The sequence below is a fragment of the Stackebrandtia sp. genome (assembly GCF_035643755.1).
GTDB lineage: Bacteria > Actinomycetota > Actinomycetes > Mycobacteriales > Micromonosporaceae > Stackebrandtia.
The window spans coordinates 1-26,233 of the sequence record NZ_DASQPW010000053.1 but is presented as its reverse complement, the minus strand read 5'-3'; the positions used below and the strand labels follow the sequence as shown (position 1 = coordinate 26,233).

The following is a 26,233-nucleotide window of genomic DNA, read 5'->3' as shown; positions in this document are numbered from 1 at the left end:
AACTCTCCTTCGCGAGTCTGTGACGAAGACTCCGCGCACGCTCGCGCGCGGGCAGCGGCAGGTATTCGGACTCACGGGCGTTCGCGTCCTCAGTGGACGCGTCTCCTATTGGCCATCGCTTCCCAGGCTGGCGCCCAGTGCGTGTAGATGGCGGTCGTTCCCGCTCACCGCTGCGGGGCAGTCCCGGATTCCCACCGGGTTCCCTCTTGCGTCGCCCGCGTCTGCCGACGCGGGCGAACCAGCTGCGGCTCCACCCTAGCGGGAGCGTTTGACGGCGACCAACTGTCCGGTCGCGCCGGACTCACAGATGTAGTAGTCGTCGGTGATATCGACGAGCTCGCCCGCCAGGCGCCAGCGACGTTTTCCGCTATCCAGGTCGTACGCGGTCACGCCGCGACCGGAGCTGAGGTAGGTGTCCCCAGCGACAGCGTCGTTGCCGATGAGTGGGCCGACATCGTCAATTTTCCACAGTGTCTTGCCCTCTTCGATGTCGGTTGCCGTGAGGGTGGTGCTGAAGTCCTTGTGATCTATGCCGCTGAGCACGATGCGGCCGTGAATGCCCACCGGCTGGCCGGGCCGCGTCGCGGTCCATCGGGGCTTGCCGTCGCGCAGGTCGACGACTTGGGGGCGTCCCGTCCTGGCCTGGCCGAGCAGCGAGTTCTGGTACAGCGGGAACGCGTTTCCCCCGTCGCACTTGACGGCGGCGCCGTCCTTGACCTGATAGCCCAGGTTCACGGTTTCCGACACGACCGTGTCGTCCGACGGGTCGGCGATGTCGATCTTCAGGTCCGAGCAGTGATGGTGGTCGTCCTCGGCCATCGACAGTATCCGCCCATGATCGATGGTCCGAAGCGTCGCGTGGGACATCCGGCCGAGGGGGTCGCGCAGCTTCCAGCGGGTCTTTCCCGTGGAGATGTCGATCGCGAGCGTCTCCTTGGGCACATCGGCGTCGACGTTCTCGTTGACGTACACCACGTCGGTGTCGGTCATGGTCGAAAACGTCTTGTGGTCGTCCTTGAACGGCTGGTCGTTGTCGCGGACCGAGGCGGGCGTCGCCAGATCGAGATCAAGGTCATCCCCGCTGATGGTGCGATGCCACTTCCGCTTGCCGGTGTCGAGCGCGGTGCCGATCAGCTCGTATTGCTCGTCGCGGCTGTGGCTTCCCTTGTCGTAGGCCATCACGAGCGTGTCGGAGGTGAAGGTGCCGACCACGTCGTCCTTTTGCTCGTCCGTCAGGTGGGGAAGCCGCTTCCACAGGCGTTTTCCGTCGCGAATGTCGTAGGCCGCGAGTTCCCCGTTGCCGTATTCGGGGAACGTCACGATGGCCTTGTCGCCCACCCAGTAACGGCCGTCCCCTGTGGAGCGTTGCCATGCCTGCTTGCCCGTCTCGGCGTTGATGACGCGCACCGTGTCGGCGTGTTCGTATACGAACCAGTTCCCGACACTCGCCGAGTCGTCGTATCGCGACACGTCCTGCGACAGCTTCCAGGCGATCGGGGCGTCGGAAGACGCGGACTCCCCCGGCCCGAAACCCGGCGTACAGGCCGAAACCCCGCTTGCCATCGCGACGAACAGACAAACCATCCCCGCGATTTCGCGTTTTCGCATCCCACCAGTGTGCCCAGAGGTGACGCCACCGTCCAATCACGAAAACGGCACGGGCTCGGGCACCGTCGACAGCAGTCGCCGCGTGGTGTCCATTCCCCACTCGTCCAGATCCTTGATGCGGTCGGACGAGGCGCGCAGCCCGCCGTAACGTTCCACCGTGGATGCCCAGTCCTCGCGGCGCTCGATCGCGGGGCGGGCCACGATGCAGTCGGGGTCGTTGACCCAGAAGCGGCCGTGCTGCCAGGCGCGGGACACCGTGTTCAGGGTGGCGCCGAACTGGGAGGGTTCGCAGGCGTCGCCGCCGGGCGGCGCGTAGTGGGCCGCGATGTCGGGGCTGACGCGCATCGCGTCGCACAGGCCGACACTGGGCAGGATCGGGGCGCCGCAGCCCAGGATGTAGGAGTCGGTGCCCACGACGTCGCGGATGTAGCCCAGGCCCCGGCGGTAGTCGGCGATGCTGCGCATCGCGCCGGCGTACAGGAAGTCCAGCTTGAAGTAGTCGAACCCGGCCTCGCGCAGCATCGCGAACACCTGGCGCAGATAGGGTCGGGCGGCGATCGGGTCCACCGCGCGGGTGTCGGCGTCCCAGTTGTGGCCGGCGCGGCCGGGCAGCAGCCACTCGGGGTGTTCGCGGGCCAGGTCGCTGTCGGGCAGCGCCAGGAACGGCGCGATCCAGATGCCGGCGCGGCGGCCGGAGGCGTTGATGCGGGAGACGATGCGGCGCAGCGAGGTGAAGCGGTCGGACAGGTGCAGCCAGTCGCCGACGTGGCGCTGCCAGCCGTCGTCGATCTGGATGACGTCGACGGGAAGCTCGGACTCGCCGATGGCGTCGAGGTTCTCGTCGATGTCGGCCTCGGTGACCGCGGTGAAGTAGTGGTACCAGGAGCACCACACCGTTGGGGCGGGGCGGATCGCGCGCACGCCGGAGACCTTGGCGAAGCGCCGTCCGAAGTCGGCCAGGGCGGTGTCCATATCGGGGGCCGTTGTGGTGTCCACCGGCCCCGTGGAAGCCACCAGCACCCGGTCGCCCTCGGCCCAGGCCATGATGGACGGCACCTCTTCCGGTGTGGCGGCGGCGAAGCAGGTGACCTTTCCGCGCCCGTCGTCCACCAGCAGCAGTCCCTCGCCGAGGTAACGGCCGCGCGGTTTGGCGCTGCCGGGCCGGTAGTGCTGCACGCCGCTGAAGTCGCTGAGGGGACGGTGGGACGGCGTGTCCAGCGCATAGGTGGTCGTCGGGCTCCAGCTTTGCCATCCGTGTTCGTACACCCGCGCCTGGCCGGTGTCCACAGACAACCGAGCCACCTCGTCAAAAATCATCGAGGCAGTTTCCCATACCCGCCAACGGGTCCACGGTCTAGCCGGGTGCGGATAGATCCGCCTCGATGGCCGAGATCAGCGCGGGGTCCTCCGGCGTGGTCTGGGGACGGAAGCGCACGACCGTCTTGCCGTCGGCCGACACCAGAAACTTCTCGAAGTTCCACTGGATGTCGCCGGCCTCCCCGTCGGCGTCGGCGGTGGTGACCAGTTCGGCGTAGACCTGGTGGCGGTCGGGGCCGTTGACGTCCACCTTGTCGAACATCGGGAAGGTCACGCCGTAGGTGGCCGAGCAGAAATCGGCGATTTCGGCGTTGGTGCCCGGTTCCTGGCCGCCGAATTGATTGCACGGGAAGCCCACCACCGAGAATCCGCGCTCGGCATAGCGCTCGTGGAGTTTCTCCAGTCCCTCGTATTGCGGAGTCAATCCGCAACGCGAGGCCACGTTGACCACCAACAGGGTCTTTCCGGTCAACTCCCCCAAAGAACCGTCCGCGCCCGAAAGCGTACGCAGCGGCACGTCGAAAATGCTCATGGGCCCCAACCTATCTCCCTTGACGCGGGGCCTCGGGGAATTCACCAAGCTGGTATGTGTAGAAGTATTGATATGCGTGAGGCATCCCACTAGGGTGTTGAATTCATCTCCATTAATTTCACTTATCGTTGCGCGACAGGAGTCCCATGAGGCCCGGCACTCTTCTTGGGGATCGGTATCGCCTTGACGCGTCTTTGGGTACAGGAAATGTAGGACAGACGTGGAAGGCCTACGACACCACGAGTGAGAAAGTGGTCGTCGTCAAAATCGTCCATGAACATCTCGGCGCGGACGAGGAATTCCGCCGACACTTCAAACGCCAGTCCCTGGCCGCGGCGGCGGTCGAGCATGAATCCATTGTGGGCGTCATTGAATACAATGAGGATCAACTCGACGACGGACGGGTGCATCGCTATGTCGTCACCGAGTACGTCGAGGCGCGACCGCTGGCGGACGTGCTGGAGGAGCGCTGGCGGATGGACAGCGCCGACGGCGCCCGCCTGCTGCGCGACCTCGCCGCCGGGCTGGACGCGGCCCATTCGGCGGGGCTGGTGCACGGGCGCCTCCACACCCGCAACGTGCTCGTCGACTCCGACGGGCGCGCCCACATCACCGACTTCGGCACCGACATCGGCGGCAGCGACCCGCTGGCGCTGATTCCGCGCGGTGCCTCGGCCGGGGTGTCGCCCGAGCAGCTCGCCGGGGACGAGGTGACCGCCTCCAGCGACATCTACACGGTGGGCGCCATCGGTTTCGAGGCGCTGGCCGGTGTGGCGCTCTTCGCCTCCGCCGAGCCCAGCGACGTCCGCGAGGGGCACCTGCGCGACGCCCCTCCGCCGCTTCCGGAGACCGTGGACGACACGGTGGCCAAGGCGGTGAAGCGTTGTCTGGCCAAGCAACCCGCGCAGCGTTTCCGCGGCGCCGCGGCGCTGGCCGAGGTGGTTTCCAAGGCCCTGTATGACATCGAGAACCCGCGCGCCCTGCTCCCGGTGTCCGGCGCGGTGCGCTCGGTGGTGTGGCAGAAGGCCCGCCCGACGCCGCGCGGCCGCACCGGCCCGTCCACCGTGGTGGAGGGGCGGCTGGTGCCGCGCGAGCCCGAGCCCGTACCCCGCAAGCGAAAGCGCCTGTGGCTGTTGGGCGCCGCGGCGCTGGCCGCGGCGATCGTGGCGGCGGCGATCTTCGTGTTGCCCGGCGTGATCACCCCGCCCGAGGGCGGCGACGCGATCGCGGGCAACGCGGCCAACAAGATGGACGAGGAGTCGAACGACGGCTCGGACCCCGACGGTCCCGGCTCGGCGGACGGTTCGCACTCGGGCGACTCGTCGTCCGACGGGAAGTCCAAATCGGACTCCGACTCCTCATCGAGCGGCTCGCACAATCCCTCGCACCACTCCAGCTCCCACTCGTCCTCGCACTCCTCGCCCCCGACCGAGGTGAAGGTGCCGAGCGTGCTCGGGCTGACCCGCGAAACGGCGGAGAGCACGCTGCGCGACAAGGGTTTCGACGTGTCCGTCTCGTACGACGGTCGCGGCCACACCGAGTGCAAGGTGACCGACCAGAACCCGGACGCCGACGAGATGGCGAAGAAGGGGTCGACGGTGACGATCACCGTCCAAAAGGCCAACAAGCCCGAGGACTGCGACGGCCACCACGCCAGCGCCAGCCCTTAGCCGAGTCCGTCCAGGTAGGGGCGGTGGCTGTTGGCGAACTCCCAGTTGTAGTAGTGGTCCCAGTTGATCGACCAGGTCATGAGGCCCCGCAGGGCCGGTGAGGCGCCGCCGCGCAGCGTGTAGCCGCCGCAGTCCTGCTCCTTGACCAGGCAGTTGAGCGCGGTGTGGACGTCGTCGGGTGAGGTGTAGCCGTTGCCGGCGCTGGTGGCGGCGGGCAGGCCCACGGCGATCTGGTCGTCGCGCAGCCCGGCGAAGGTGTGCCCGGTGTCGGCCACGGGGAAGCCCGCCTTCAGCATGTCGGTCATGGCGATGTGGAAGTCGGCGTTGCCCATGTTGTGGTATTGGCCGTCCAGTCCCATGACGGGGCCCGAGTTGTAGTCCTGTACATGAAGGACGGTCAGGGCGTCGCGCAGCGCGTCGATCACGGGAAGGAATGCGCCGGTGCGGTTGTCGGCGCCGCCGCCCCCGCCGTAGTACTGGTATCCCACCTGGACGAAGAAGGTCTCGGGCGCCATGGACAGCACGAAGGAGTCGCCGTACCTGGATTTCAGGGTCTTCAACGCGTCGATCAGGTTGACGATCACCGGCGTGGTGGGGTGCTGGAGGTCGGTGTCGCCGGAGTCCAGATACAGCGAGTGGCCCTCGAAGTCGACGTCGAGACCGTCGAGCCCGTACTTGTCGATGATGCCGCTCACCGAGTCCACAAAGGCGTCGCGCGCGGCGGTTGTGGTGAGCTGAACCTGGCCGTTGGCGCCCCCGATCGACAGCAGCACCTTCTTTCCCGCCTGCTGCTTGGCCTTGATCGCGGCGGCGAACTCGTCGTCGCTTTCGACGTCGGGGCATTCGCTTTGCGGGCAACGGTTGAACTGGATCTCCCCGGAGGTGGCGGAGGTGGGCTCGCCGAAGGCCAGGTCGATGACGTCCCAGTCATCGGGCACATCGGACATTCGCATGTAGCCCGAGCCGTTGGCGAAGCTGGCGTGGAGGTAACCCACCAGGGCGTGTCTCGGGAGATCGGCGCGGGCGTCGGCGTGGGCGCTGGACGGGATCGCCCAGGCCACGGCGGCCGAGGCGATCAGGGCCAGACCGGCCGCGGCGGTGAAGAGTCTGCTTCGACGCATGTGGGGCTCCAGTTGTGGTGAGGGGCGTCACCTCACACCCAACCAGCCACCACATATTAATGTCAAGGAATATTGACAATTAAAGATTAAGTTTCCTTGCCGACCCCGGAAGCGCCCCAACGCCGATCCGTCGAACGGCGCGCGGCGGGCCGTCATCGCGGCGACCACCTCGGCACACGCCGCCTCTCCGCGCTCGATCCACTCGGCCGACAGCCCGCCGTCGGCGATCACCTCGCGCCATTCGTCGCCGTCCAACACCTCGGCGTTCTCGTTGGCCCACACCACGTCCAGGTACAGATCCACAAAGGATACTCCGTCGGCGTCGCGCTCGGCGGGACACGAGATGTCAACGTACGTCGCGACATCCGTCGCGGTCGTCCACGTCGAACCGTCGGGCTCGCGCACCACGACCGACAGGTCCGGGCCCCAGAAGTGCGCCACCCACCACGACCCGCGCGGATAGCAGTACATCTGGTCGGTGGCGTATTCGATTGCGGCGCCCCGCGATGTGTGTACGGGCGAGCCGGCGCGAATCACCGCCCACTCGCCGCAGTCGTCGACGCCGAGCACCTCCTCGCGCCAGGTCATCGACACGGTGCCGTCGGGACGCAGCTTGCGGGCCGGGCGGGTCGTCATCGGGTCTGGCTCACGCGTTTTCCATACTCGCGCAAGGCTCGCAGGAAATCGATATAGCGGAATCCCGGCCAGAAGACGTCGCAGAAGTACAGCTCGGACCTGGTGGTCTGCCACAGCAGAAAGCTCGACAGCCGCCGCTCGCCGCTGGTGCGGATCACCAGATCGGGGTCGGGGAGGTCACCGGTGTACAGGTGGGCGGCGATGTCGTCGCTGGTGAGGCGCTCGGCCAGGTCGTCGACGGAGGTGCCCCGCTCCGCCTCGTCGACCAGCAGATCGCGCACCGCGTCCACGATCTCCTGGTGGCCGTCGTAGCCGATCGCGATGGTGATGTGGAAGGCGTCGCGGCCCCGGGTGGCCGCCTCGGCGTCCTTCAGCGCGTGGGCGGTGGAGTCGGGCAGGTCCTCGAGCCTGCCCGCGATGTGGAGCCGCCACGGATTGGACGGGGCCAGGAGGCGTTGCGAGACAACGGTTTCGATCATGGACATCAGGTGGTTGATCTCGTCGCCGTCGCGCTTGCGGAGGTTGTCCGACGACGCCACGTAGACGGTGACGTGGCGGATGCCAAGGCCCGCACACCAACCCAGCACGGTGTCGACGTGTTCGGCGCCGTGGCGGTGGCCCAGGTTCGGGTTGTCGAGGCCGACCTGCCTGGCCCAGCGGCGATTGCCGTCCATCACCAGGGCGACGTGGTTCGGCAGCCGGCCGGGTTCGAGGCTGCGGCGGAGGCGCCGCGCGTACATCCGATACAACCATTGGCGGGTGTCCATCGAGCCAGCCTAGGCCCTCGCGGCGTACGCCTCGGCCAGCGCGTGGAAGGACTTCTTGGGTTCCCAGGTCATGTCGGGGTAGGCGGTGCCGCGGGCGCCGTCGAGCACCCTCACCACGCCGAAGGACCCCAGGTCCAGGTCGGCGCGCGGCGGGGTGGGGCGGTGCGGCATGTGGTAGTTGGCGAAGGTGAACCAGAAGAAGGACTCCACGCCCGCGGCCTCGGCGATGGGCAGCAGGTCGCGGAGGTAGCGGACCTGCTCGTCCTCGTCGCGGACGTAGTCGCCGTCGAGCATGGGCGGCGAGACGGTGCGGTCGAGGATGGCCCAGCCCATGCCGCCGCGGTCGGCGGCCCCCCGGTAGGTGGCGCAACCCGTCTCGCCGATCGCGACGGGCTTGCCATGCCGGAACACCCCCGCCAGCAGCTCGCGGAAGTTCGCGGCATTGCGGACGTCGCGGTAGGCGTCGACCGTGACGATGTCGAAGGGCGACCAGTCGAGGTCCTCCCAGGGGCCCGCCGCGTAGCTGATCGGGCCGCCGAAGACGGCGCGGGTATCGGCGGCGGCGCGGGTCAGGAAGTCGTTGACGCGGGCGGGAACGTCGGCCAGCGCCGCGAGGTCGGCGGTGGCCAGGTTGGCGATGCGTTCGTGGACGGTGTCGCCCGGCAGGAAACCCGCGGCGAACATGCTGACCTCGCAGCCCGCGACGAACACGACGTCGGCGCCGTCGCGGCGCAGCTCCTCGGCGGAGCGGGCGCAGGTGGCCAGGAACGGGAGCATCTCCTCGGCGGTGAGCTCGGTGGGAAACGGCGAGAACCACACCCGCAGGCCGACGTCGGCGGCGAGGCGCGCGGCGATCGCCAGGCGATGCGGGTCGTCGCCCGTGATGCGCACGGCGTCGCAGTGCAGATCCTCGGCGATGACGCGCAGCTCGCGGGCGGCCGTGTCGGCGTCGAAGCGGGGACGCGACGAGACTCCGCCGGGCCGGAAACCGGTGTCGTAGGTGATTCCCTTGTCTCGCATGGGTTTGGCGCTCCTCATGTCGTGGTGTGACGGCGGCTGCCGTCCTCGATCAGGTCGAAGGCCAGCGCGATCTCGGCGGCCAGGCGGTCGTGCGCGTCGGCCATGGGCGTGCCGTCGGCGAGGGCGCGGAAGAAGCGCGCCTTCACCGTGGCGATGGCGGCGCAGATCTCGGCGGCCAGCAGGTCGGCGAGCAGGTCGGGCTCGGCGCCGTCGGCGAGGGTGGCGGCCAGCGCGCGGCGTTGTTCCTCGGCGTGATGGTGGAGGCCGGCGGCCAGGCCAGGAGCCTCGGCGATCACGGCGACGCGGGCCATCAGCTCGCCCGCGTCGGCGTCGATCGGGGCCGCGGCGAGGTCGAGGTAGAAGCGGCGCAGCGCGTCGATCGGCGTCCGGCCGCCCGCGCGTTCGGCGACGATGCGGGCGGGGTCGTCGTCGGTCTCGGTGTCGACGATCAGGGATCGCTTGGACGGAAAGTAGGTGAACAGGGTGGCGCGGGAGATCTCGGCGGCGGCGGCGATCTCGGTCATGGTGACGGCGTCGTACCCGCGCTCGGCGAACAGCCGCAGCGCGGCGCGGGTGATCGCGGCACGGGTGCGTTGGCGCTTGCGTTCACGCAGACCTTCGGGGGGAGGCATGGCGACCAGGTTAGCAGAAAACTGTACCGAGTCCGAAATCAGATCGAGTCTGGATACGTCGCATCCATTGTGTACGTCACAGCGGCCGAGGCGTCCGCCGAGTCATGGACGGGCGTAGTCTCGGCGGGCCGGAAAATCCACCTCACACCTGGGAACGGAGCCGCCGATGTCGTGGGTCATGCTCGCGGGAGCCATCGTCGCCGAGGTGCTCGGCACCGTCTCGCTCAAGATCTCGGACGGATTCTCCCGGGTCATTCCGTCCATTTTGGTGGTCATCGGCTACGCCGCGGCGTTCGTCCTGCTGTCCATGGCGCTGAAGCGCGGCATCCCCCTGGGCATCGCCTACGGCGTGTGGGCCGCCGTCGGCGTGGCCCTGGTCGCCCTGATCGGCGCCGTCGTGTTCAAGGAGGGCCTCACCTGGACGCAGGTCGGCGGCCTGGTCCTGGTGGCGGCGGGCGTCGCCGCCCTGGAGATGGGCGCGGCGCACTAGGCGGCCTGTGTCATCCTCGATGACGTGACCGAAACGCTCAAGCTGGGGAGATTCCCCGTCGACCCGCCCGTGGTGCTGGCGCCCATGGCGGGCATCACCAATCGCGCGTTTCGGCGGCTGTGCCGCGAGCAGGGCGCGGGAGTTCGGCGAAGCGGGCGGGCCGAACCCCATGGCATCTTCACGTGCGAGATGGTGATGACCCGCGCGCTCATCGAGCGCAACCCCAAGACCCACCGCATGGCCAGCTTCGACGCCGACGAGTCGCCCCGCAGCCTCCAGCTGTACGGAGTGGATCCCGTCAACGTCCGCAAGGCCGTGGAGATGATCGTCGACGAGGACCTCGCCGACCACGTGGACATGAACTTCGGCTGCCCCGTGCCGCGCGTCACCCGCAAGGGCGGCGGGGCGGCGCTGCCGTGGAAGCGCAGGCTGTTCGGCCAGATCGTGGCGGCGGCGGTGGAGGCCGCGCGGCCCGCGGGCATCCCCGTCACCGTGAAGATGCGCATCGGCATCGACGCCGACCATCGGACCTTTGTGGACGCGGGACGCGCCGCCCAGGACCACGGCGCCGCCTGGGTGGCGCTGCACGCCCGCACCGCCGCCCAGCGCTACTCGGGCACGGCGTCGTGGGACGCCATCGGGGAACTCAAGGCGGCCCTTGACATCCCCGTGCTGGGCAACGGCGACATCTGGGAGGCCGACGACGCGCTGCGCATGATGTCCCACACGGGTTGCGACGGTGTGGTGGTGGGGCGCGGCTGCCTGGGGCGGCCGTGGCTTTTCGCCGACCTGGCGGCGGCGTTCCGGGAGCTCGCGACCGGAACTGGCAAGCACAGCGAGGGACGCGCCGAGCGGGTGATGCCCAACCTCGGCGAGGTCGCCGCGATCATGCGCCGCCACGCCGCGTTGCTGGTCGACTGGTACGCCGACGCCACCGAGAACGACGACGGCGGCTTCAGGCCCGAGAAGCGCCGCAAGATCACCGCCGAGGAACACGGCGTCACCGACTTCCGCAAGCACGTCGCCTGGTATCTCAAGGGCTTCCCCGTGGGCGGCAAGCTGCGGCGCGACCTGGCGATGTCCTCGTCACTGTCCGAGCTGGACGATCTGCTCGGCGAGCTGGACTCGAGCCTGCCGTTCCCCGCCGTGGCCCTCGGCCAGCCGCGCGGGCGGGTCAACTCCCCCGGCACGGTGGCGCTGCCCGAGGGCTGGCTGGACGACCCCGACGACACCACCGTCCCCCTCGACGCGGAGATCGAGGGCTCGGGCGGCTGACGCGCCCGTCAGAGGCGGGCCGCGGCTCTTAAAGGGACGGACCACCCGTGCATCGGGAAGCCCTGGGGCGACAGGCGGAGCGCGCAGATGCCCAGCCCCGGCTCGGCGAGCCACTCCTCCAGCTGGCTGCTCAGCCACTCGGCAAGGGTCTCGGCCGACAGCGGGGCGTCGGTGCTCCAGGTCTGGGCGAGTTCGCGGCCGTCGCACGCGGTGGCGGTGACGGTCATGCCCCGGCACGCCATGCCGTGGGCGGCCAGCAGCAGCCTGACCTGCATGGCCAGGGCGCGGGCGGTGAATGCGGCGACGTCGGCGCGCCGCAGCGGGGGGTCGCAGTCGACGGCGACGGTGAGGTCCGTGGTGGACGGTTCGGATTCGTCTGAGCGGCGCACGACGATCGAGTACCTGCCTTCAAATTGGCCTTTGTAGATAGATAAATCCCCAGCGGGCGTGAATTCGGGGCAGGGCCGTGATTTTTATGGCAGGAAATACGGCCCTGCCCCGCATTGGGTTTGCCCCGCGGGCCATTGCGGGCCTACAAGGCCCACGGGACAAACCCTGGTGCGCCGACCCGAGCGCCCGATCAAAAGTGGAGTGCCAGCGACGTTCGCTCGGGTCGGCGGGATTCTCAGCGAAGGCCGAGAAGCTCGGTCACTACATGTACAAAGTGGTCGGCGTCGCGCAGGAGGTCGTCGGCCTCGCGGGCGGAGACCACCTGCGCGACGCCCGCCTGCGCCATCGTGCGCTTGCGAGCGGTAGCGGCGAAGAACTCCGCCCACTCGCGCAGTTCGGGCGCCACCTGGACCAGCAACGTCCACACGTTGGCCACCTGAGCGCGCTGCCGCACCACCGGACGCGCCCGGATCGCCAGCACCGCCGCGGCGGCACGCAGGGCGGCCAGGTGCGCGGTGGCGTAGCGGGGACCGTCGTGTGGTTCGTCCGCCGCCTCGGCCAACCCCTGTCTGGCCAGGATCAACAGCTCCAGCGGCGAACGGTTCGGCATGTGTTGCGCCGCGATGCCGGGCATCGCGTCGCCCGACGGCGCGCGACGCGGCTGCGGCACCGCCGTCTCCGTGGTCAAGGTCGCCAGCATTATCTTCCCCTTAAGTGGCGATGTGGTTGTTGACCGGTCGGAGCCCCGCCCATCCGGGGTCGGTGGGAGGACGGGCGGGAACTCGTTCCAGGTATTCGAACACTTGCTCTTACGAACCTTTGTTCGAACACTTGGATAGTAAACCCCGCTGACGACAACTTCGCAAGGGGATCTCGAATTTTTGTTCGAAAGATTCCCCGAACGGGTTCTAGCGCTTCAGCGCGGCCGACATGACCACCAGGAGCTGCACAAACCCCAAGATCCCCAGCAACAGCCACGCCGTGGCGGAGATGGTCACGATGCCGGTGGCCAGCCCCGCGCTGAGCTTCGACGAGGTGAGCGCCACCGCCCCCGCGGTGCCGTAGCCCGCCAGCGCGACCAGTCCCCGAATCGTCCGTTCCCCCAGGGTAGACAGTCCAATGTCGCGCAATCCCGCGATCATCCCCCTGGCGCGGACGTACTCGTGCGTGAACGAGATCGCCCCCGCCGCGATCACCACTCCCGCGGGCGTTCCGAGCTTCCAGAACCCGTACAGCCACGCCGCTTCGGTGATCCGCGCCGCCAGCGGAACGAACACCAGGGCCCGCCGCGACGCGGTGCCGCGCAGCATGGTGGTGGCGGGATAGGCGCGATCACATAGGACGGTGACGGCGACCAGCACCGCCCCGGTGAAGATCCACACCCCGCCCTGTTTGGCGACGAAGGGGGCGGCGACACCCGTCGCCAACCCGATCGAGGTCACCACGGCCGGAGTCAGCCGCAGGGTGGACAGCGCACGGTCGGTCCATCCTGCGCCATGCGCCTGGGAATTCACATCGAATATTTAACAGATCCCTTTCGGCGCTTGGGGGCCAGGTGCGCAAGGTTCCCTCAATCGCGTTTGAAGACGCCCGCGATACCCGCCGCGGCGACCAGCCCGAGGAACCAGCCGACGGACGTGAAACCCGGCTGCCACCACGTATAAGCGCCGTGGGCGGTGAACTCGTCGCGGCTGCCCAGCTGCATCACCGGGAGGATCGTGTCCAGGGCGTACAGCGCGGGATGGAACACGTCGTGCCCGTTGTCGGAGGTGAAGGAGCCGCGCGGGGCGGAGGCGAAGGTGGCCCAGGCGACGACGTACAGCGCGCCCATCCACGGGATCGCCCGCCAGGGCGCGTAACCGAAGCCGATGGTCCAGCGCAGCACCGCGCCCCACGCCCGGCTGCCCGCGCGGTACCAGCGGCTGGTGTGGGCGGAGCGGCGGGCGATCTCGCGGGCGATGATCGCCTCGCGCATGCCCGCGCTGCTGCCGATGCCCTGGTACGCCGACACCAGCTGGGTGTACGGCTGCGGGGTGTATCCGGGTTCCAGGCGGCGCAGCCACCTGATGCGGGTGGAGGGCCAGCCCCGCTCGTCCTCGGGCAGCCGCCGATATGTCATCCCGGAGATGTGGGAGTCGTCGGGCCAGCAGTCGGGGTCGTCGTCGAGGATGTCGACGTCGAGGTCGACGGCGAGCATCCGCGTCACCTTGGCCTGGGTGAAGTGGAAGCGGTTGGCGATGGACGAATTGGTGAGGTTGACGGTTCCGTCCAGCAGTGACCCGCGCCCGATCCACAGCGACTGCCCGATGGTGCACTGTGGAGCCAGCACCGCGTCGCCGCCGGGGTTGAGCACGGTGGTCTGGTTGATGGACGCCTGGCCGTGGATCTGGGAACCGCCGAGGTTCAGGGTGCCCTCGGCGGCCATGCGGTTGAACAGCGCCGACTGGCCGATGTCGACGCGGGAGGCGTCCAGCGCGGTGCCGCCGGGGTTGGACAGCCAGCTGCCGTCCACTTCGAGCCGCCCCTCGATGCACGACAGGAAGAAGTTCACCTCGCCGATCGCGGAGAACCCGTCGTCGAGCAATACGTTGTGCCCCACCTCGATCATGGTGGCGTCCACGGCGATGCCGCCGGGGTGCGCCACGGCCATTCCGGACAGTTCGAGGTTGTCGCCGATGGCGGCCTTGGCGATCCGCACCTGCCCGTTGGCCCGCACCCCGCGCAGCTTGACGTCCTGTTCCACCTCGAGGTTGGCGGCGGTGAGGCTGGCGTCGCCGGGGTTCTCCAGCCAGGCACCGTCCATGATCAACTGTCCGCCGATCTTGGCGCCGTACAGCACGGTGCCGCCGTGTACCTCGAAACCCCTGCGGCAGTAAAGCTCCTGTGCGATCTCGGCGCCGCGCAGCTGCACCGCGGCGTGCTGCGAGCCGTGCGCCTTGGCGCCGTCCAGGAACACGATCTCGGCGCGCAGCCGCTTGAGGTACAGCCGCGCCGCGAAGCGGCAGTCGGTGAGGTTGAGCGCACCGTCCACTCGCAACCCGCGCCCGGAGATGCCATGCGGGAACACCGATCCCCGCATCGACAGCTCGGGGAACGAGGTCTTGGCGAGGTGGACCTTGCCGGTGAAGGCGCAGTCGCGCAGGTCCACGGGCATGCCGACCTGGCGGCCGCCCAGGTTGAGGTGCCCGACGACGCGCGCGCCGCGCAGCCGCAGCCCAACCGATCCCGGCGGGGCGTCGAGGATCAGCCCCGCCAGCACCGCGGCGCGCACCTCGCGCCCGGGGTGGGGCGTTCCCGGATCGGCGGGGGCGCCGTTGTCGCGCAGGTCCACCACGCGTCCCGTGGCCACGGCGTCGCGGACGCGCTGTTCGATGTCGGTCAGATCGTTGGCGGGCAACGGAGTCCTTCACGGTCGAGGGGATCGGGAGTCCACTGTACGAGACACCTGGGACGGCGCCGCACGTCCCGATCAATCGCGATATTTGCACATTTACCCCTGTTGACGGCACTATTCCTTGTAGTAGCTTGGGTTCTCACGGCCGGTCACCCGGCCCCACACCCCCAAATGCCCGAAAACGGTTACCCCCAAGGAGACCCCTCCGATGCGCCGTACCCGAAAGATTGTGGTGGCCGCGGCGGCCAGTGTCGCCGTCGTCGCCGCCGGTCTGGTGGCTGCCACCGGCTACGCCGATGCCCACGGCTCCGCCGACTCCGTGCCCGCCCCGCTCGATCACGATCACGATTCCGACACCGTCAAGGCCGACCCCGACGCCAAGGGCAGCAAGCCCGAGGCCAGCACCGTGAAGGGGCACCGCGTCAAGCTCGACGCGCGCACCCTGCACGGCAAGGCCCACAAGCGTTCCAGCGAGCGCGAGAAGGAGGAGGAAGAGGAGTCGGCGAGCTCGCCGAAGGACTCCGGCGCCGACCAGAAGTCCTCCCACGTCCAGCGCGATGACGGGGCCACGCCCGCGCCCGACCCCCTGGTCAACGTCAAGGGGCTCGACTTCAACACCTGGGGCGCGGGGCACCCGCCGGACACCAACGGCACCGTCGGCCCCGACTACTTCGTCCAGACGGTGAACACCTCGGTGGGCATCTACGCCAAGGCGGACGGCAAGCAGGTCGCCGCGTTCACCTACGACGACTTCTTCGACAAGTCCGGCTCCGACGCCTGCGATTCCCACAACGGCGGCGACATCACCGTCGTGTACGACCAGCCCAGCGGCAAGTGGGTGATCGCGGACTTCGCCTGGGTCGACGAGAACGCCGGCCCGTTCTATGAGTGCGTGGCGGTGTCGTCCGGCAAGGACCCGGTGACGTCGACGTGGACGTTCTACTCGGTGCCCGCCGGCGACGGAGACTTCCCCGACTACCCGAAGTTCGGCTCCGGGCCCGACGGCGTCTACTTCACCACCAACAACTTCGGCACCAGCGACTACACCGGCGCCGGCGTCTACGCGCTGCAGCGCGAAAGCCTCGGCTCGACCACGCTCAACGTGCAGCACGCCACCACCGACTCCAGCTTCTTCAGCCTGATGCCCGCCAACTCCGCGTCCCCGGCCCCGGGATCGGGCGAGCCCATCGCGTCGATCTGGGGCGGGAACATCAGCCTGTGGACGTTCAATGTGGACTGGTCGGACGCGTCCAAGTCGAAGTTCGCCAACACCGCGAACCTGCCGGTGAAGTACACCGACTTCGGCAAGATCGCCACGCCCGGCGAACAGGTCGACAGCCTGAGCCCGCGCGTGATGAATCAGGTCCAGCTCGTCGACGGTTCGCTGTGGCTCAGCCACACCGTGAAGACGGGCGCCACCGCCGGCGTCGCCTGGTACGAGGTCTCCGGAACCGGCCCGACGGCGTCGATCCACCAGCAGGGCGTCTACGCCCCGAACGACGGGGTGTCGCGCTTCATGCCGTCGCTGGCGGTCGACAAGCAGGGCGACATGGCCGTCGGCTACAGCGCCGCGTCCAAATCCCTGAATCCTTCGGTCCGCTACGCGGGACGCCTGGCCGACGACCCGACGGGTCAGCTCGGCCAGGGAGAGACGTCCCTCGTGGAGGGAAAGGGGGCGCCGGGTGACGGCAACTACGGCCGCTGGGGCGACTACTCGGAGATGAGCGTCGACCCCGCCGACGGCTGCACCTTCTGGTACACCACCGAGTACTACGAGCAGAACGGCGCCGACTGGCAGACCCGGATCGGTTCGTTCAAGTACCCGAGCTGCGAATAACCGAGTGAATCCGATGTGGGTCGCGCCGATGCCTTGGCGCGGCCCACATCTCGCGTCAGCGGGTGGTCGCCATCCGCGGGTTGAGGTCGCCGAAGCGGGGGTCGTGATGCAGCAGCGGGGGCTCCCCCGATCCCATGTGGGCGCTGTCCACCACGCCGACGACCATGCTGTGGTCGCCGCCGTCCCGCACGGCGTGGGTGGTGCAGGACAGCCGGGCCGCGGCGTCCTCCAGGCCGGGCAGGCCGTGCTCGCAGGGGGTCATGTCGCCCGCGCAGAACCTGTCCACATTCGATTGGGCGAAGCGCCCGGCCACGTCGTCCTGGTGGTGCGACAACACGTTGACCATGAATCGCTTCGACGTCACGAAGGCCGAGTGGGTGCTGGCGGCCTTGTCGACGGCCACCATCACCAACGGTGGCCGCACCGACAGGGAGAACAGGGCGCTGCCGGTGAAACCCCAGCGTCGTCCCGTGCGGTCGATGGTGGTCATGACGGTCACCGGTGACGGTGACATGGCTTGCCTGATCGCGTCCGCCGCGACGGTCACTTCTGTTGCTCCCTATGCGATGTGTGGGTCGTCGTCCCCGACATCATGACAGCAGGGGCCGTCCGTGATTTCGGCGTCCCGGGCAAAGGCGACGCCCGCCACGCCACCGTGGGCGAGGGCGCCGCCACGTCAGCCGGGATCAGCCCGCCTGGGCCGCGTAGCGCCAGACGTCCCGCATCATCTCCGTGGGCGCGGCTCCCATCGAGCACCGCTGGGTCAGCAGGATCACGACGTCCCTTGTGGAGGGGGTCAGGTGGGCGGTGACTCCGGTGCCGCCGACCCATCCGTACCGCCCCGGGACCGTCCACGGGTCGCGGTCGTCGACATCGACCGTGCCGCCGAAGCCCCAGCCCTGGCCCTCGGTGAAGACCTCGATCTCGGCTCGCTGGCCCGCGGTGAGGTGGTTGGTCGTCATGTCGCGCACCGATTCCCGCGACAGGATGCGCTTGCCGTCGAGCGTGCCTTCGCCCAGCATCATCCGCGCGAACGCCCACCAGTCGTCGACGGTGGACACCAGACCGCCCGCGCCGGAATGGAACCGGGGATCGGCGCTCCACTGGCCGTCGGGGGCGTCCACGAGATCCAGCCCACCATCCTCATTGGGCGTATAAAGGCTGGTGAATTGATCGCGCTTGTCCCGCGGCACAAAAAATCCCGTGTCCTTCATGCCGAGCGGCGCGAAGATCCGCTCCGACATGAAGTCCCCCAGCCGCTGCCCCGTGGCGCGGGCGACCAGCACTCCCTGCAGGACGGAACCGGTGCCGTACAGCCACGCGCGGCCGGGCTGGTACAGCAGCGGAATCCGCGACAGCTCCTCCACCCAGGTGTCCACGGGTTCGGCCTTCAACGGCTGCAGGACATGGCGTGCCAACGCGAAGACCCCCGCGGCCGCGGGAAAGCCGGGGCCGCTCGGAAAGCCCCAGCCCGCCCGGAACGTCAACAGGTCGAACACGGTGATGGGGCGATCAGCGGGTTCCACGTCGTCGATCGGCCCCGTGGGGTCGCGCACCACCATCGGGTTGGCGAGCTCGGGGATCCACTTGGCGATCGGATCGTCCCATGCGATCTTGCCGTCGTCGACCAGCGCCATGACCGCCGCGGCGGTGATCGGTTTGGTGACCGACGTGAGACGGAAGATGGAGTCCCGCCGCATCGGGGCGGTGCCCTCGACATCGACGGTGCCCACCGCCTCCACCTCGACGCGGTCGCCCCGCGCGACCAGGGCGACGGCGCCGGGGGCGGTGCCGCGATCGGTGTGGGACGTCAAAACCTCGCGCAGGTTGCTCACTGGAATGCCTCTCTCATGGGTTCACAGGGGCAGACTACGCACGGGGCCGACATTCATCGCCGTCAAACTGTGATGCGGCCCACAGCGTCGGCGTAGTAGGTGGAGCCCAGGTGAAAGGCCAGCTGACGGAAGGACCAGCCCTCTCCGGGCGATTCGTCGAGCTGACGGGGGTCCAAGGCGCCCAACCGGACCCGCCAGACCTGTCCCAGGCGCGTCAGACGGCTGCGGGCCTCGTCGAGATCGTCGTCGGTGAACGGCGCCAGGTCCGCCGCCGTCGTGATCATCGAGGCGTGCCAGGCGTCGGGGATCGGGGCGTGCCCCGCCAGACGGGCCTCCATCTCCGCCAGATGGTCGACCAGGTGGTCGGCGATGCGGCGGATCGCCTTGTGCGGCGTGTAGACGCGGTCCTCCACGGGCAGTGGCGTGCCGTCCCAGGCGGTCCAGGTGGCCGCCAGGCCCAGGGCGTGCCCGATCGCGGCGTCGATGACGTCGGCGGGGTCGCGGTCGTCGGTGAGCGGTGCGGTGTCGTTCATGCTCAGGACGCTAACGCCGCGACACTTCGGCGTGTGGCGAAGTATCGGCGTGCTATGGCGCGGTGGCGATGTCCAGGGCCGCGACCCGTTCGGGGTCGGCGATCACGTCGATGGCGGTGATGGCGCCGTCGACGATGGTGAAGCCCAGCGCCACCCGCACCCGACCCAGCGGCGCCATGATCAGCCCGTAGGCACCGTCCACCAGGGCGACGCCGGTGAAGTGGGCGCGCCCCGTGGCGGCCATCGCGCCCTTGGCCACGGCGTGGGCGCCGCCCACGGTCACCGGCCGCGGGGTCGGGATGGCGGCGGCGTCGGCGTGCAGCACCACGTCGGGGTGCAGCAGCGACACCAGGGCGTCGAAGTCTCCGCCGCGCACGGCGGCCAGGAAGGCGTCGACAGTGGAGCGACGTCGGCTCAGGTCGGCGTGCGGGGCGGGATCGGTGCCCCTGACGCGCCGGCGGGCGCGGCTGGCCAGCTTGCGGGTCGCCTCGGGGGAACGCTCGACCAGCGGGGCGATGGCGTCGAACGGGACGGAGAACATGTCGTGCAGCACGAACGCCAGCCGCTCGTCGGGGACGAGGGCGTCCAGCACGACCAGCAGGGCGAGCCCCACCGAGTCGGCCATCACCGCGTCGGCCTCGGGGCCGTCGGTGGCCGGTGGGGGCGCCGCGTCCAGCGGTTCCTCGCCTCGGGCCCTGCGGGCGCGCAACATGTTCAGACACACCCGACCCACCACCGTGGTCAACCAGGCGGCGAGGTTGTCCACGCCCGCGGTGTCGGCGCGGTGGTAACGCAGCCAGGTCTCCTGGACCGCGTCGTCGGCCTCGCTGAGCGACCCGAGCATGCGGTAGGCCACCGCCCGCAGGTGATCGCGGTGGGACTCGAACCCGGCGTCGGTGTTCATCAGGTCACATACCCTCTCGATCGGTCACATCGTCGGCGCCCGGCGGGTCGGTCCGGTAGAACGCACAAACTACCGATGGGAACCAACGATGAACACGTCCATTCTGATCACCGGCGGCACCGGCACGCTCGGGCGGCTCGTCACCCCGCTGCTGCGCGACAGCGGCGCGCGGGTGCGGGTGCTCAGCCGCCACGCCCACGCCACGACCGACGGCGTGCAGTACGTCGCCCGCGACCTGATGTCGGGCGAGGGGATCGAGGCCGCGATCGGCGACGCCGACACCGTGCTTCACCTGGCCGGCGGGCAAAAGCGCGACGACGTCGCCACCGCGAACCTGGTGCGGGCGGCGCGAAACACCGGGGTGAAGCACCTGGTGTACATCTCCGTGATCGGCGCGGGCCGGGTGCCCCTGGGATGGCTCGACATGAAGCACACCGCCGAGCAAGTGGTGACCGCATCGGGGCTCGACTACACGATCCTGCGCGCCGCCCAGGTCAACGACCTGGTGCTGACCATGTGGGAGAAGATGGCCAAGCTCCCCGTCGTCCCGATGCCGGGCCACATCAGGATGCAGCCCGTCGACTCCCGCGACGTGGCCGCCCGCCTCGCCGAGCTCGCCCTCGGCCCGCCCGCCGGTCTGGTGCCCGAACTGGCGGGCCCGCGCGAGTACGGAATGGACGAGCTGATGCGCGGATACCTCGCGGCGCGCGGAAAGCGACGGCTGCTGATGCCCGTGCGGATGCCGGGCAAGGCGGGCCGCGCCTACCGCGCGGGCGAGAACATCACGGTGGACGGCGTCGACAGGGGACGCCGCAGCTGGGAGGACTTCCTCGCCGAGCGGGTCGCGTGAATGCCCACCCGCCAACGGTTCGCGGGGTCAACGGCGCCTGTCGAGGCGTTTCGACAGGGCCGTCGCCTCGGGGTGGTCGGGCCTCCAGTTCAGGGCGTGATTGACGACGCGCCTGGCCTCGGCGATCCGGCCCGCGCGGTGGAGTTCCCTGCCCTGCAGGTAATGGCGCTCCGCCAACAGCTCGCGCACCCGGGGATTGGCGGGGTCGTTGTGCAGGGCGCAGTTCAGCCAGGTGATGTCGGTCCTGAAGCTGGCCGGCGTCGGGTCGGCCATGGCGGCGCGGCAATGCAGGTCGATCATCTCCTCGAACACCGTGGGGTTGTCGCCCCGGCCCCAGGCCGCGTGGGTGGCGCCGACGGCCTCGGCGTAGCGGCCCGCGCGGAAGTGCTCGCGGGCGGTGGCCAACTCGACGGAGAAACGGGCGGTGGAGTCCCGCGCCGCCGAGGGCGCCAAGCGCCTCACCGCGATGTCGTCCAACAGCCGCCGCGCCTCGGATACCAGGCCGCGCAACGTCTCCTCGGCCTCGTCGAGCCTGCCCTCCCCGATCATGCGGCGGGAGGTGTCGACGGGCGAGGCGGCGGCGTCCTCGGCGGCGACCCGCGGGGAGTCCAGCAGAGCCGAGGTGAACAGCCGGGTGTCCATCGTGGGCTCGGTGGCGCGGCCCTCGGTCAGCGCGGCCAGGTCGTCGGACACGACGGCCGATCGCTGGGCGGCGTGGTGCGCGCAACGCAGCGCGCCGAGACTCAGGTGGGCGTGGGTGGTGGGTATGACGGGCGATCCCAGGCCCGAGGCCAGTTCCACGACCGCGGGCATCCGGGTCGCCCCGCCCACCAGCAACACCGCGGCCAGCTCGTCGTCGTGCTGCTCGACCTGGCGCAGCAGCGCGGTGGCCCGCTCCACGGTGCGCGACAACAGGACCCGCACGTAGCGCTGGAAGGACGGGCGGTCCCCGGTGCTGGACGTCCGGCCCCCGGGCCCCGGGATGTCATACGGCTGCAACAGATTCCGGTCCGACAGCAGCTCCTCCTTGAGCCGCTCGGCCCGGTCGCGCAGCGACCACCACCGCGATTCCCGCCGCGGACGGTCTTGCGCGTATGCGCCCGCGCGGCGCTCGGTCTCGTGCCAGGCGCGCAGGATCAACGCGTCCAGGCTGCCGCCGCCCGGGGAGGTGGCGCCCTCGTAGCCCATCGCCCGAAACGTGGCGCCCTCCGCGCGCACCAGACCGAGCTCGAAGCCGCCGTATCCCATGCCGTACACCAAAAGCGTGCCCGGGCCGCCGTCGCCCATGTGCTGGACGGCCGCCACCACCGAGTCGGTCACCAGACCGATGTCGCCCAGCCCCGCGGCGGCCGCCGCGGCCACCAGGGCCCGGCGCTGCCGGGTGTAGTAGCGCGCGGGCACGCTGATCACGGTGTGTCCGATGTGGTCGGACGAGTCGGCCAGCGCCCGGGCCCGCAGCGCCGACAACGCGCGCGTCACCTCCGCGGCGGGGTCGAGGCTCTCGCCGAGCAGATTGGCCGTGCGCGCCAACCCGAGTCGGCTCTTCAGGCTGGGAAATGTCACGGGCAGCTGGCCCCGCGGGGTGCTTTCGCACAGCAGCCACGGCCAGGTCAGGCCGCTGAGCTCAACGGTGGTCGGGGGTTCGCCGGGGGCGCCGAACGCGGCGCGCAGGGCCGTGCCACCGAAGTCCACGCCCAGATTGATCGCAGCCATGGTGGACGCCTCCTCATCCTCGGGCACCCGTGGCGGCGGCTCCACACGACGTTACGAGTCCACCAACGCGAGCCCCCGGGACTGGCCGATACGGACACTGCCGCAAGGGTAACGCAGATCCGCTTACCGTGTGTGATCGCGATCCCTTGTGTCCGAAAGGATGAAACGCGGTGAGACCGTTCGGCCACCCGGGCGATTCACAGCCGCACCGCGAAACGCGCGCCCTTGTGGACCGACGTCGACACCTCGATCGTCCCGCCGTGGGCGCGCACCACGTCGCGCACGATCGCCAGCCCGAGGCCCGCGCCACCGGCGTCGCGATCGCGGGCGGAGTCGAGGCGCACGAAGCGATCGAACACCCGGTCGCGGTCGGCGGCGGGGATGCCGGCGCCGTCGTCGCTCACCTCCAACAGCGCCCGCCCGTCCTTGGCGCGCAGGGAGACCGCCACCCGCTCGCGGGCGTGGCGCTGGGCGTTGTCGAGCAGATTGGACAGCACGCGCTCCAGTTGGCCCTTGACGCCGCTGACCGTGACGTCCTCGTCCACACTCAACTCCACGGTGATCGGATCGCCGGCGGCGCGCCGCGCCACGGTCTCGCGCACCAGCTCGGTGAGGTCGACGTCGGCGAAGCCGGGGCGCTGTCCGGCGTCGAGTCGGGCCAGCAGCAACAGGTCGGTGGCCAGCCCCTGGAGCCGCACCACGTCCTCCAGTGTCTCGTCCACATTGAGCAGTTCGGGGTGGGCGGAGGCGACCTCGAGCCGGGCCCGCAGGATCGCCAGCGGGCTGCGCAGCTCGTGCGAGGCGTCGGCAATGAAGCGGCGCTGCTGGGTCACCGCCGCGTCCAGGGCGGCCAGGGTGGTGTTGGTGGTGCGGGCCAGGGCGTGGATCTCGTCGCGGGAGGCAGGCTCGGGAACCCGCCGCGACAAGTCGCCCGCGGTGATCTCGGCCAGCTCGGCGCGGATGGCGTTCACCGGGCGCAGAGCGCGCCGGGTCACCGCCCAGGTCACGACCGCCACCACCGCCAGCAGCAGCGGAAGCGCCCACAGCATCGCCCGGGTCGCGTCGGTCACCACCTGGTCCTGCGTGGCCAGCGAAACTCCCGAGTAGACGGACAGCGCCTCGCCGTCGGGGGTGATCGCCGTGATGGCGAAGAAGGCGTAGCGCCCGTCCTCGTCGGGGACGTCGAGGGTGCGATTCGGCGAGTCGCCGAGGAGCTCCCGGGACGAGTGATCACCGTCGGCGGCGTCGTCATCATCGCTGTCGTCATCGTCCCGGTCGGACGCCTCGGGTCGGGGGGCGTAGGAGGCCACCGGGACGGAGTCGCTGAGGTCGTCGCTGGCGGCCACGACGGTGCCCGCCGCGTCGACGATCTGCACCACCCGGTCGTCGTCGGGCAGCTCGAGGCTCTTCGGGGAGGTGCCGGACACGAGCTGGTCGGCGACGGAGCGCCCGGTGAACTCGGCCTTCAGCTCGGCGGTGCCAATCAGGTTGTCGCGCAACAGGATCACCACCAACAGTCCGACGGAGACCATGGCCGCCGCGACCACGACGGTGGCGGCGATCGTGGTGCGCGATCGGACCGACGCCGGCCACCAGCGTCGCCTAGCCACCGTCGGCCGCCAGCTTGTATCCGGCGCCGCGCTGGGTGGTGATGGCGCCGCGGCCGAACGGCGCGTCGATCTTGCGCCGCAGGTTGGACACGTACACCTCGACGATGTTGACGTCGCCGTCATAGGCGAAGTCCCACACGTGTTCCAGGATCTCGGTCTTGGACACCACCTCCCCGTTGCGGCTGGCCAGATACTCGAGGACGGCGAACTCCCGCGCCGTCATCGCGATCGGGACGTCGCCGCGTTGGCAGGTGCGGGCGGCCGGATCGATGACGAGGTCGCCCAGCCGCCACACCGTCGGGGCGAGGCCGGAGCCGCGGCGCCGCATCACCGCGCGCAGCCGCGCCTGCAGCACCACGAAGGAGAAGGGCTTGGTCAGGTAGTCGTCGGCCCCGGTGTCCAGGCCCTCGGCCTCGTCGTATTCGCCGTCCTTGGCGGTCAGCATGATGACCGGCGTCTGGTCGTCCTCGGCGCGAAGCCGTTGGCACACCTGGTATCCGTTGATGCCCGGCAGCATGATGTCGAGCAGGATCGCGTCGTAGCGGGTGTTGCGGGCCATGGTCAGCCCGGTGTCGCCGTCGTGGGCGACGTCGACGCCGTAGCCCTCGGCGATCAGGCCCGCCGACACCACCTCGGCCAGGCGTTTCTCGTCCTCGACGATCAGCACTCGCATGCCGACCACCATGACACACGACCCCTCGCAAACAGCTGAAGAAATCTTCAGCCTCCTTAAGCGTGGCTTCAGCTTTCGGCGCGCATCGTCGACGGCGTAATCAATTCCGAGGCGCAACAGACAAGGGAGCCCCCGATGAAGAAGCTCAGCTCGACGGCACGACGCGGACTGGTGATCGGCGCGGCCGCCGCCGGTCTGCTGGTGGTGGGCGGCGGTGTCGCCGCCACCGCGGCCTTCGCCGACGGCGACGACGACACCGCGAGCACCCACGCCGATCACGACTCCGACGACCGCGACGAGGCGGACGAGGCGACCCCGCCGCTCGACACCAAGGTGGGCCTCGCCGAGGCCGCCGACACCGCCGCCGGGGAGGTCAGCGGCGGCACCGTCACCTCCGTGGAGTTGTCGGGCACCAAGGACAAGCCGGTGTGGGAGGTCGACATCGTCACCTCCAAGGGAACGGAGCGCGACGTGACGGTCGACGCCACCAGCGGCAAGGTCGTCGACAACACCGCCGACAGGGACGACCACGACGACAGCCACGACCACCACCACGACGACGACTGATCGCCGTCGGCGGGGCCGCCGCCCGGGACCTACGTGGTGCCGCCGATCAGCGCCTCGCCCAGCGGGGTGCGGCGGTAGCGGATCTCGTGGCGGCGGCGTTCGCCGACCGCCAGCCCGGCGTCGCGCAGGATCGCCAGGTGCCCCGACACGGTCCCCGGCGACAGCGCGAAGCGGTGCGCCAGCCAGGTGGTGGACGCCGGTTCGGCCAGGCCCGCCAGCAGCTGGGCGCGGGTGCGTCCCAGCAGCCGGGTCAGCGCCTCGCCGGTGCGGCCCGCGTCGGATTGCCACAGCGCGCCGAGGCCGCGGGCGGGGTACACCACCGTGGGCTGCCACGGCGCGTCGACGATCACGACGACCTGGTCCCATTTGAACGCGCTGGGCATCAGCACCAGGCCCTCGCCGCGCAGCTCGCGGTGCTCGTCGTCGCCGCGGCGACGGGTCAACACGTTGTCCTTCCAGGACAGCGCGGGGTGCAGCTCGGCGAACAGCCGGTCCAGTCCGCCGGCGGCCAGATGCCGGGATTGGAAGGCCACGTCGGCATCCAGCAGCGCCCGCACGCGGGGCCACACCGGCGCCACCAGGCCGTCCCAGGCGACGCGGATCAACTCGACCAGGCCGTCGCGCACCCGCTCGGGGTCGCCGCGCAGCCAGCGGGCGGTGGCGGTGCCGCCGGCGGCGGGCGCGTCGGCCAGGGCGCGGTCGATCTCCTCGCGCACTTGGTGCGGCGGGGTGGCGGCGACGCGGTCGAGTTCGGCGTCGATGGTGGTGTCCGGGCCCTCGGGCGGGGGCGCCAGGAAGTCCGGGGTGTACCCGTAGCGGGGTTGCAGCAGCGTGATGGGCCGCAGGTCCAAGCCGGCGG

25 protein-coding genes, 1 pseudogene and 1 riboswitch are annotated in these 26,233 nt (G+C 69.8%); of the genes and pseudogenes, 6 read left to right on the top strand and 20 right to left on the bottom strand.

All coding sequences use genetic code 11. The annotated features are described in order from the left end of the window. Window positions 1–55: 55 nt before the first annotated feature. A riboswitch (cobalamin riboswitch) is annotated at window positions 56–241 on the bottom strand. Between the two features lie 14 nt (window positions 242–255). The 3 genes from VE172_RS03995 to VE172_RS03985 are packed head-to-tail and all read right to left on the bottom strand — an operon-like array spanning window position 256 to window position 3,457. Next, window positions 256–1,608 (bottom strand): outer membrane protein assembly factor BamB family protein, encoded by a 1,353-nt coding sequence (locus VE172_RS03995; protein WP_324797501.1) that lies wholly within the window; start codon window positions 1,606–1,608, stop codon window positions 256–258. Between the two features lie 36 nt (window positions 1,609–1,644). After that, entirely contained in the window at window positions 1,645–2,925 is a 1,281-nt protein-coding gene (locus tag VE172_RS03990) for a glycoside hydrolase family 36 protein (RefSeq protein ID WP_324797496.1), read from the bottom strand. A gap of 37 nt (window positions 2,926–2,962) precedes the next feature. After that, window positions 2,963–3,457: a glutathione peroxidase gene (locus VE172_RS03985; RefSeq protein WP_324797494.1), complete on the bottom strand. Its 495-nt coding sequence runs from the start codon at window positions 3,455–3,457 to the stop codon at window positions 2,963–2,965. A 146-nt stretch (window positions 3,458–3,603) separates the two neighbouring features. On the opposite strand from VE172_RS03985, the gene VE172_RS03980 reads away from it, so the two are divergent. Continuing rightward, window positions 3,604–5,127 (top strand): serine/threonine-protein kinase, encoded by a 1,524-nt coding sequence (locus tag VE172_RS03980; protein WP_324797491.1) that lies wholly within the window; start codon window positions 3,604–3,606, stop codon window positions 5,125–5,127. Here the strand turns inward: VE172_RS03980 and VE172_RS03975 are convergent. The 5 genes and pseudogenes from VE172_RS03975 to VE172_RS03955 all read right to left on the bottom strand — a co-directional run. Continuing rightward, a pseudogene (locus VE172_RS03975) lies at window positions 5,124–6,140 on the bottom strand (chitinase); the annotation flags it as partial. The gene VE172_RS03980 and the pseudogene VE172_RS03975 overlap by 4 nt on opposite strands. Window positions 6,141–6,275: 135 nt before the next feature. Next, window positions 6,276–6,884, bottom strand: coding sequence for a DUF402 domain-containing protein (locus VE172_RS03970; RefSeq protein WP_324797484.1), 609 nt, complete (start codon window positions 6,882–6,884; stop codon window positions 6,276–6,278). Further along, window positions 6,881–7,651 carry a polyprenyl diphosphate synthase gene (gene uppS / locus VE172_RS03965; RefSeq protein WP_324797481.1) on the bottom strand — a complete coding sequence of 257 codons (771 nt, stop codon included), beginning with the start codon at window positions 7,649–7,651 and terminating at the stop codon, window positions 6,881–6,883. The genes VE172_RS03970 and uppS overlap by 4 nt, the downstream gene beginning before the upstream one ends. 9 nt (window positions 7,652–7,660) lie before the next feature. After that, a complete protein-coding gene (locus tag VE172_RS03960; protein WP_324797478.1) occupies window positions 7,661–8,671 on the bottom strand; it encodes a hypothetical protein in 1,011 nt (336 codons plus the stop codon). A gap of 14 nt (window positions 8,672–8,685) precedes the next feature. Beyond that, the gene (locus VE172_RS03955) at window positions 8,686–9,303 is read right to left on the bottom strand and encodes a TetR/AcrR family transcriptional regulator (RefSeq protein ID WP_324797475.1); all 618 of its coding nucleotides are present in this window, start codon (window positions 9,301–9,303) and stop codon (window positions 8,686–8,688) included. A 166-nt stretch (window positions 9,304–9,469) separates the two neighbouring features. Here VE172_RS03955 and VE172_RS03950 point away from each other — a divergent pair, with 166 nt between their 5' ends. Together VE172_RS03950 and VE172_RS03945 are read left to right on the top strand one after the other, a co-directional pair. After that, a complete protein-coding gene (locus VE172_RS03950; protein ID WP_324797472.1) occupies window positions 9,470–9,793 on the top strand; it encodes a DMT family transporter in 324 nt (107 codons plus the stop codon). A gap of 84 nt (window positions 9,794–9,877) precedes the next feature. Continuing rightward, entirely contained in the window at window positions 9,878–11,068 is a 1,191-nt protein-coding gene (locus tag VE172_RS03945; RefSeq protein ID WP_414715061.1) for a tRNA dihydrouridine synthase, read from the top strand. A gap of 8 nt (window positions 11,069–11,076) precedes the next feature. On the opposite strand, the gene VE172_RS03940 is transcribed toward VE172_RS03945, so the two are convergent. From VE172_RS03940 to VE172_RS03925, 4 genes are all read right to left on the bottom strand, one after another. Next, window positions 11,077–11,457: a hypothetical protein gene (locus VE172_RS03940; RefSeq protein WP_324797467.1), complete on the bottom strand. Its 381-nt coding sequence runs from the start codon at window positions 11,455–11,457 to the stop codon at window positions 11,077–11,079. A 236-nt stretch (window positions 11,458–11,693) separates the two neighbouring features. Further along, window positions 11,694–12,092 carry an SAV_6107 family HEPN domain-containing protein gene (locus VE172_RS03935; protein ID WP_349258245.1) on the bottom strand — a complete coding sequence of 133 codons (399 nt, stop codon included), beginning with the start codon at window positions 12,090–12,092 and terminating at the stop codon, window positions 11,694–11,696. Between the two features lie 274 nt (window positions 12,093–12,366). Further along, window positions 12,367–12,972: a hypothetical protein gene (locus tag VE172_RS03930; RefSeq protein ID WP_324797461.1), complete on the bottom strand. Its 606-nt coding sequence runs from the start codon at window positions 12,970–12,972 to the stop codon at window positions 12,367–12,369. 56 nt (window positions 12,973–13,028) lie between these two features. Continuing rightward, complete coding sequence (locus VE172_RS03925) at window positions 13,029–14,855, bottom strand: hypothetical protein (RefSeq protein ID WP_324797458.1); 1,827 nt, start codon at window positions 14,853–14,855, stop codon at window positions 13,029–13,031. A gap of 205 nt (window positions 14,856–15,060) precedes the next feature. Here VE172_RS03925 and VE172_RS03920 point away from each other — a divergent pair, with 205 nt between their 5' ends. Beyond that, window positions 15,061–16,689, top strand: a complete 1,629-nt coding sequence (locus tag VE172_RS03920; protein ID WP_324797455.1) for a hypothetical protein — start codon at window positions 15,061–15,063, stop codon at window positions 16,687–16,689. A gap of 55 nt (window positions 16,690–16,744) precedes the next feature. On the opposite strand, the gene VE172_RS03915 is transcribed toward VE172_RS03920, so the two are convergent. The 4 genes from VE172_RS03915 to VE172_RS03900 form a co-directional block, all read right to left on the bottom strand. After that, a complete protein-coding gene (locus tag VE172_RS03915) occupies window positions 16,745–17,203 on the bottom strand; it encodes a flavin reductase family protein (RefSeq protein ID WP_324797452.1) in 459 nt (152 codons plus the stop codon). Window positions 17,204–17,375: 172 nt separating this feature from the next. Next, window positions 17,376–18,524 carry a serine hydrolase domain-containing protein gene (locus tag VE172_RS03910; RefSeq protein WP_324797449.1) on the bottom strand — a complete coding sequence of 383 codons (1,149 nt, stop codon included), beginning with the start codon at window positions 18,522–18,524 and terminating at the stop codon, window positions 17,376–17,378. A 62-nt stretch (window positions 18,525–18,586) separates the two neighbouring features. Further along, window positions 18,587–19,057 (bottom strand): hypothetical protein, encoded by a 471-nt coding sequence (locus VE172_RS03905; RefSeq protein ID WP_324797446.1) that lies wholly within the window; start codon window positions 19,055–19,057, stop codon window positions 18,587–18,589. A gap of 52 nt (window positions 19,058–19,109) precedes the next feature. After that, on the bottom strand, window positions 19,110–19,961 hold the full coding sequence (locus tag VE172_RS03900) for a sigma-70 family RNA polymerase sigma factor (protein ID WP_324797443.1): 852 nt from the start codon (window positions 19,959–19,961) through the stop codon (window positions 19,110–19,112). Window positions 19,962–20,049: 88 nt separating this feature from the next. Between VE172_RS03900 and VE172_RS03895 the strand changes: the two genes are divergently transcribed. Next, the gene (locus VE172_RS03895; protein ID WP_324797440.1) at window positions 20,050–20,811 is read left to right on the top strand and encodes an SDR family oxidoreductase; all 762 of its coding nucleotides are present in this window, start codon (window positions 20,050–20,052) and stop codon (window positions 20,809–20,811) included. 27 nt (window positions 20,812–20,838) lie between these two features. Here the strand turns inward: VE172_RS03895 and VE172_RS03890 are convergent, their stop codons facing one another. From VE172_RS03890 to VE172_RS03880, 3 genes are all read right to left on the bottom strand, one after another. After that, window positions 20,839–22,524 carry an Hsp70 family protein gene (locus VE172_RS03890; RefSeq protein WP_324797438.1) on the bottom strand — a complete coding sequence of 562 codons (1,686 nt, stop codon included), beginning with the start codon at window positions 22,522–22,524 and terminating at the stop codon, window positions 20,839–20,841. Window positions 22,525–22,721: 197 nt separating this feature from the next. Further along, window positions 22,722–24,056, bottom strand: coding sequence for a sensor histidine kinase (locus tag VE172_RS03885; RefSeq protein ID WP_349258244.1), 1,335 nt, complete (start codon window positions 24,054–24,056; stop codon window positions 22,722–22,724). Window positions 24,057–24,126: 70 nt separating this feature from the next. Next, entirely contained in the window at window positions 24,127–24,807 is a 681-nt protein-coding gene (locus tag VE172_RS03880) for a response regulator transcription factor (protein ID WP_324797432.1), read from the bottom strand. 135 nt (window positions 24,808–24,942) lie between these two features. Here VE172_RS03880 and VE172_RS03875 point away from each other — a divergent pair, with 135 nt between their 5' ends. Further along, window positions 24,943–25,374: a PepSY domain-containing protein gene (locus tag VE172_RS03875; protein ID WP_324797429.1), complete on the top strand. Its 432-nt coding sequence runs from the start codon at window positions 24,943–24,945 to the stop codon at window positions 25,372–25,374. A gap of 29 nt (window positions 25,375–25,403) precedes the next feature. Here the strand turns inward: VE172_RS03875 and VE172_RS03870 are convergent. Further along, a partial coding sequence (locus VE172_RS03870; protein ID WP_324797426.1) for an ArsR/SmtB family transcription factor occupies window positions 25,404–26,233 on the bottom strand: 830 nt, incomplete at its 5' end.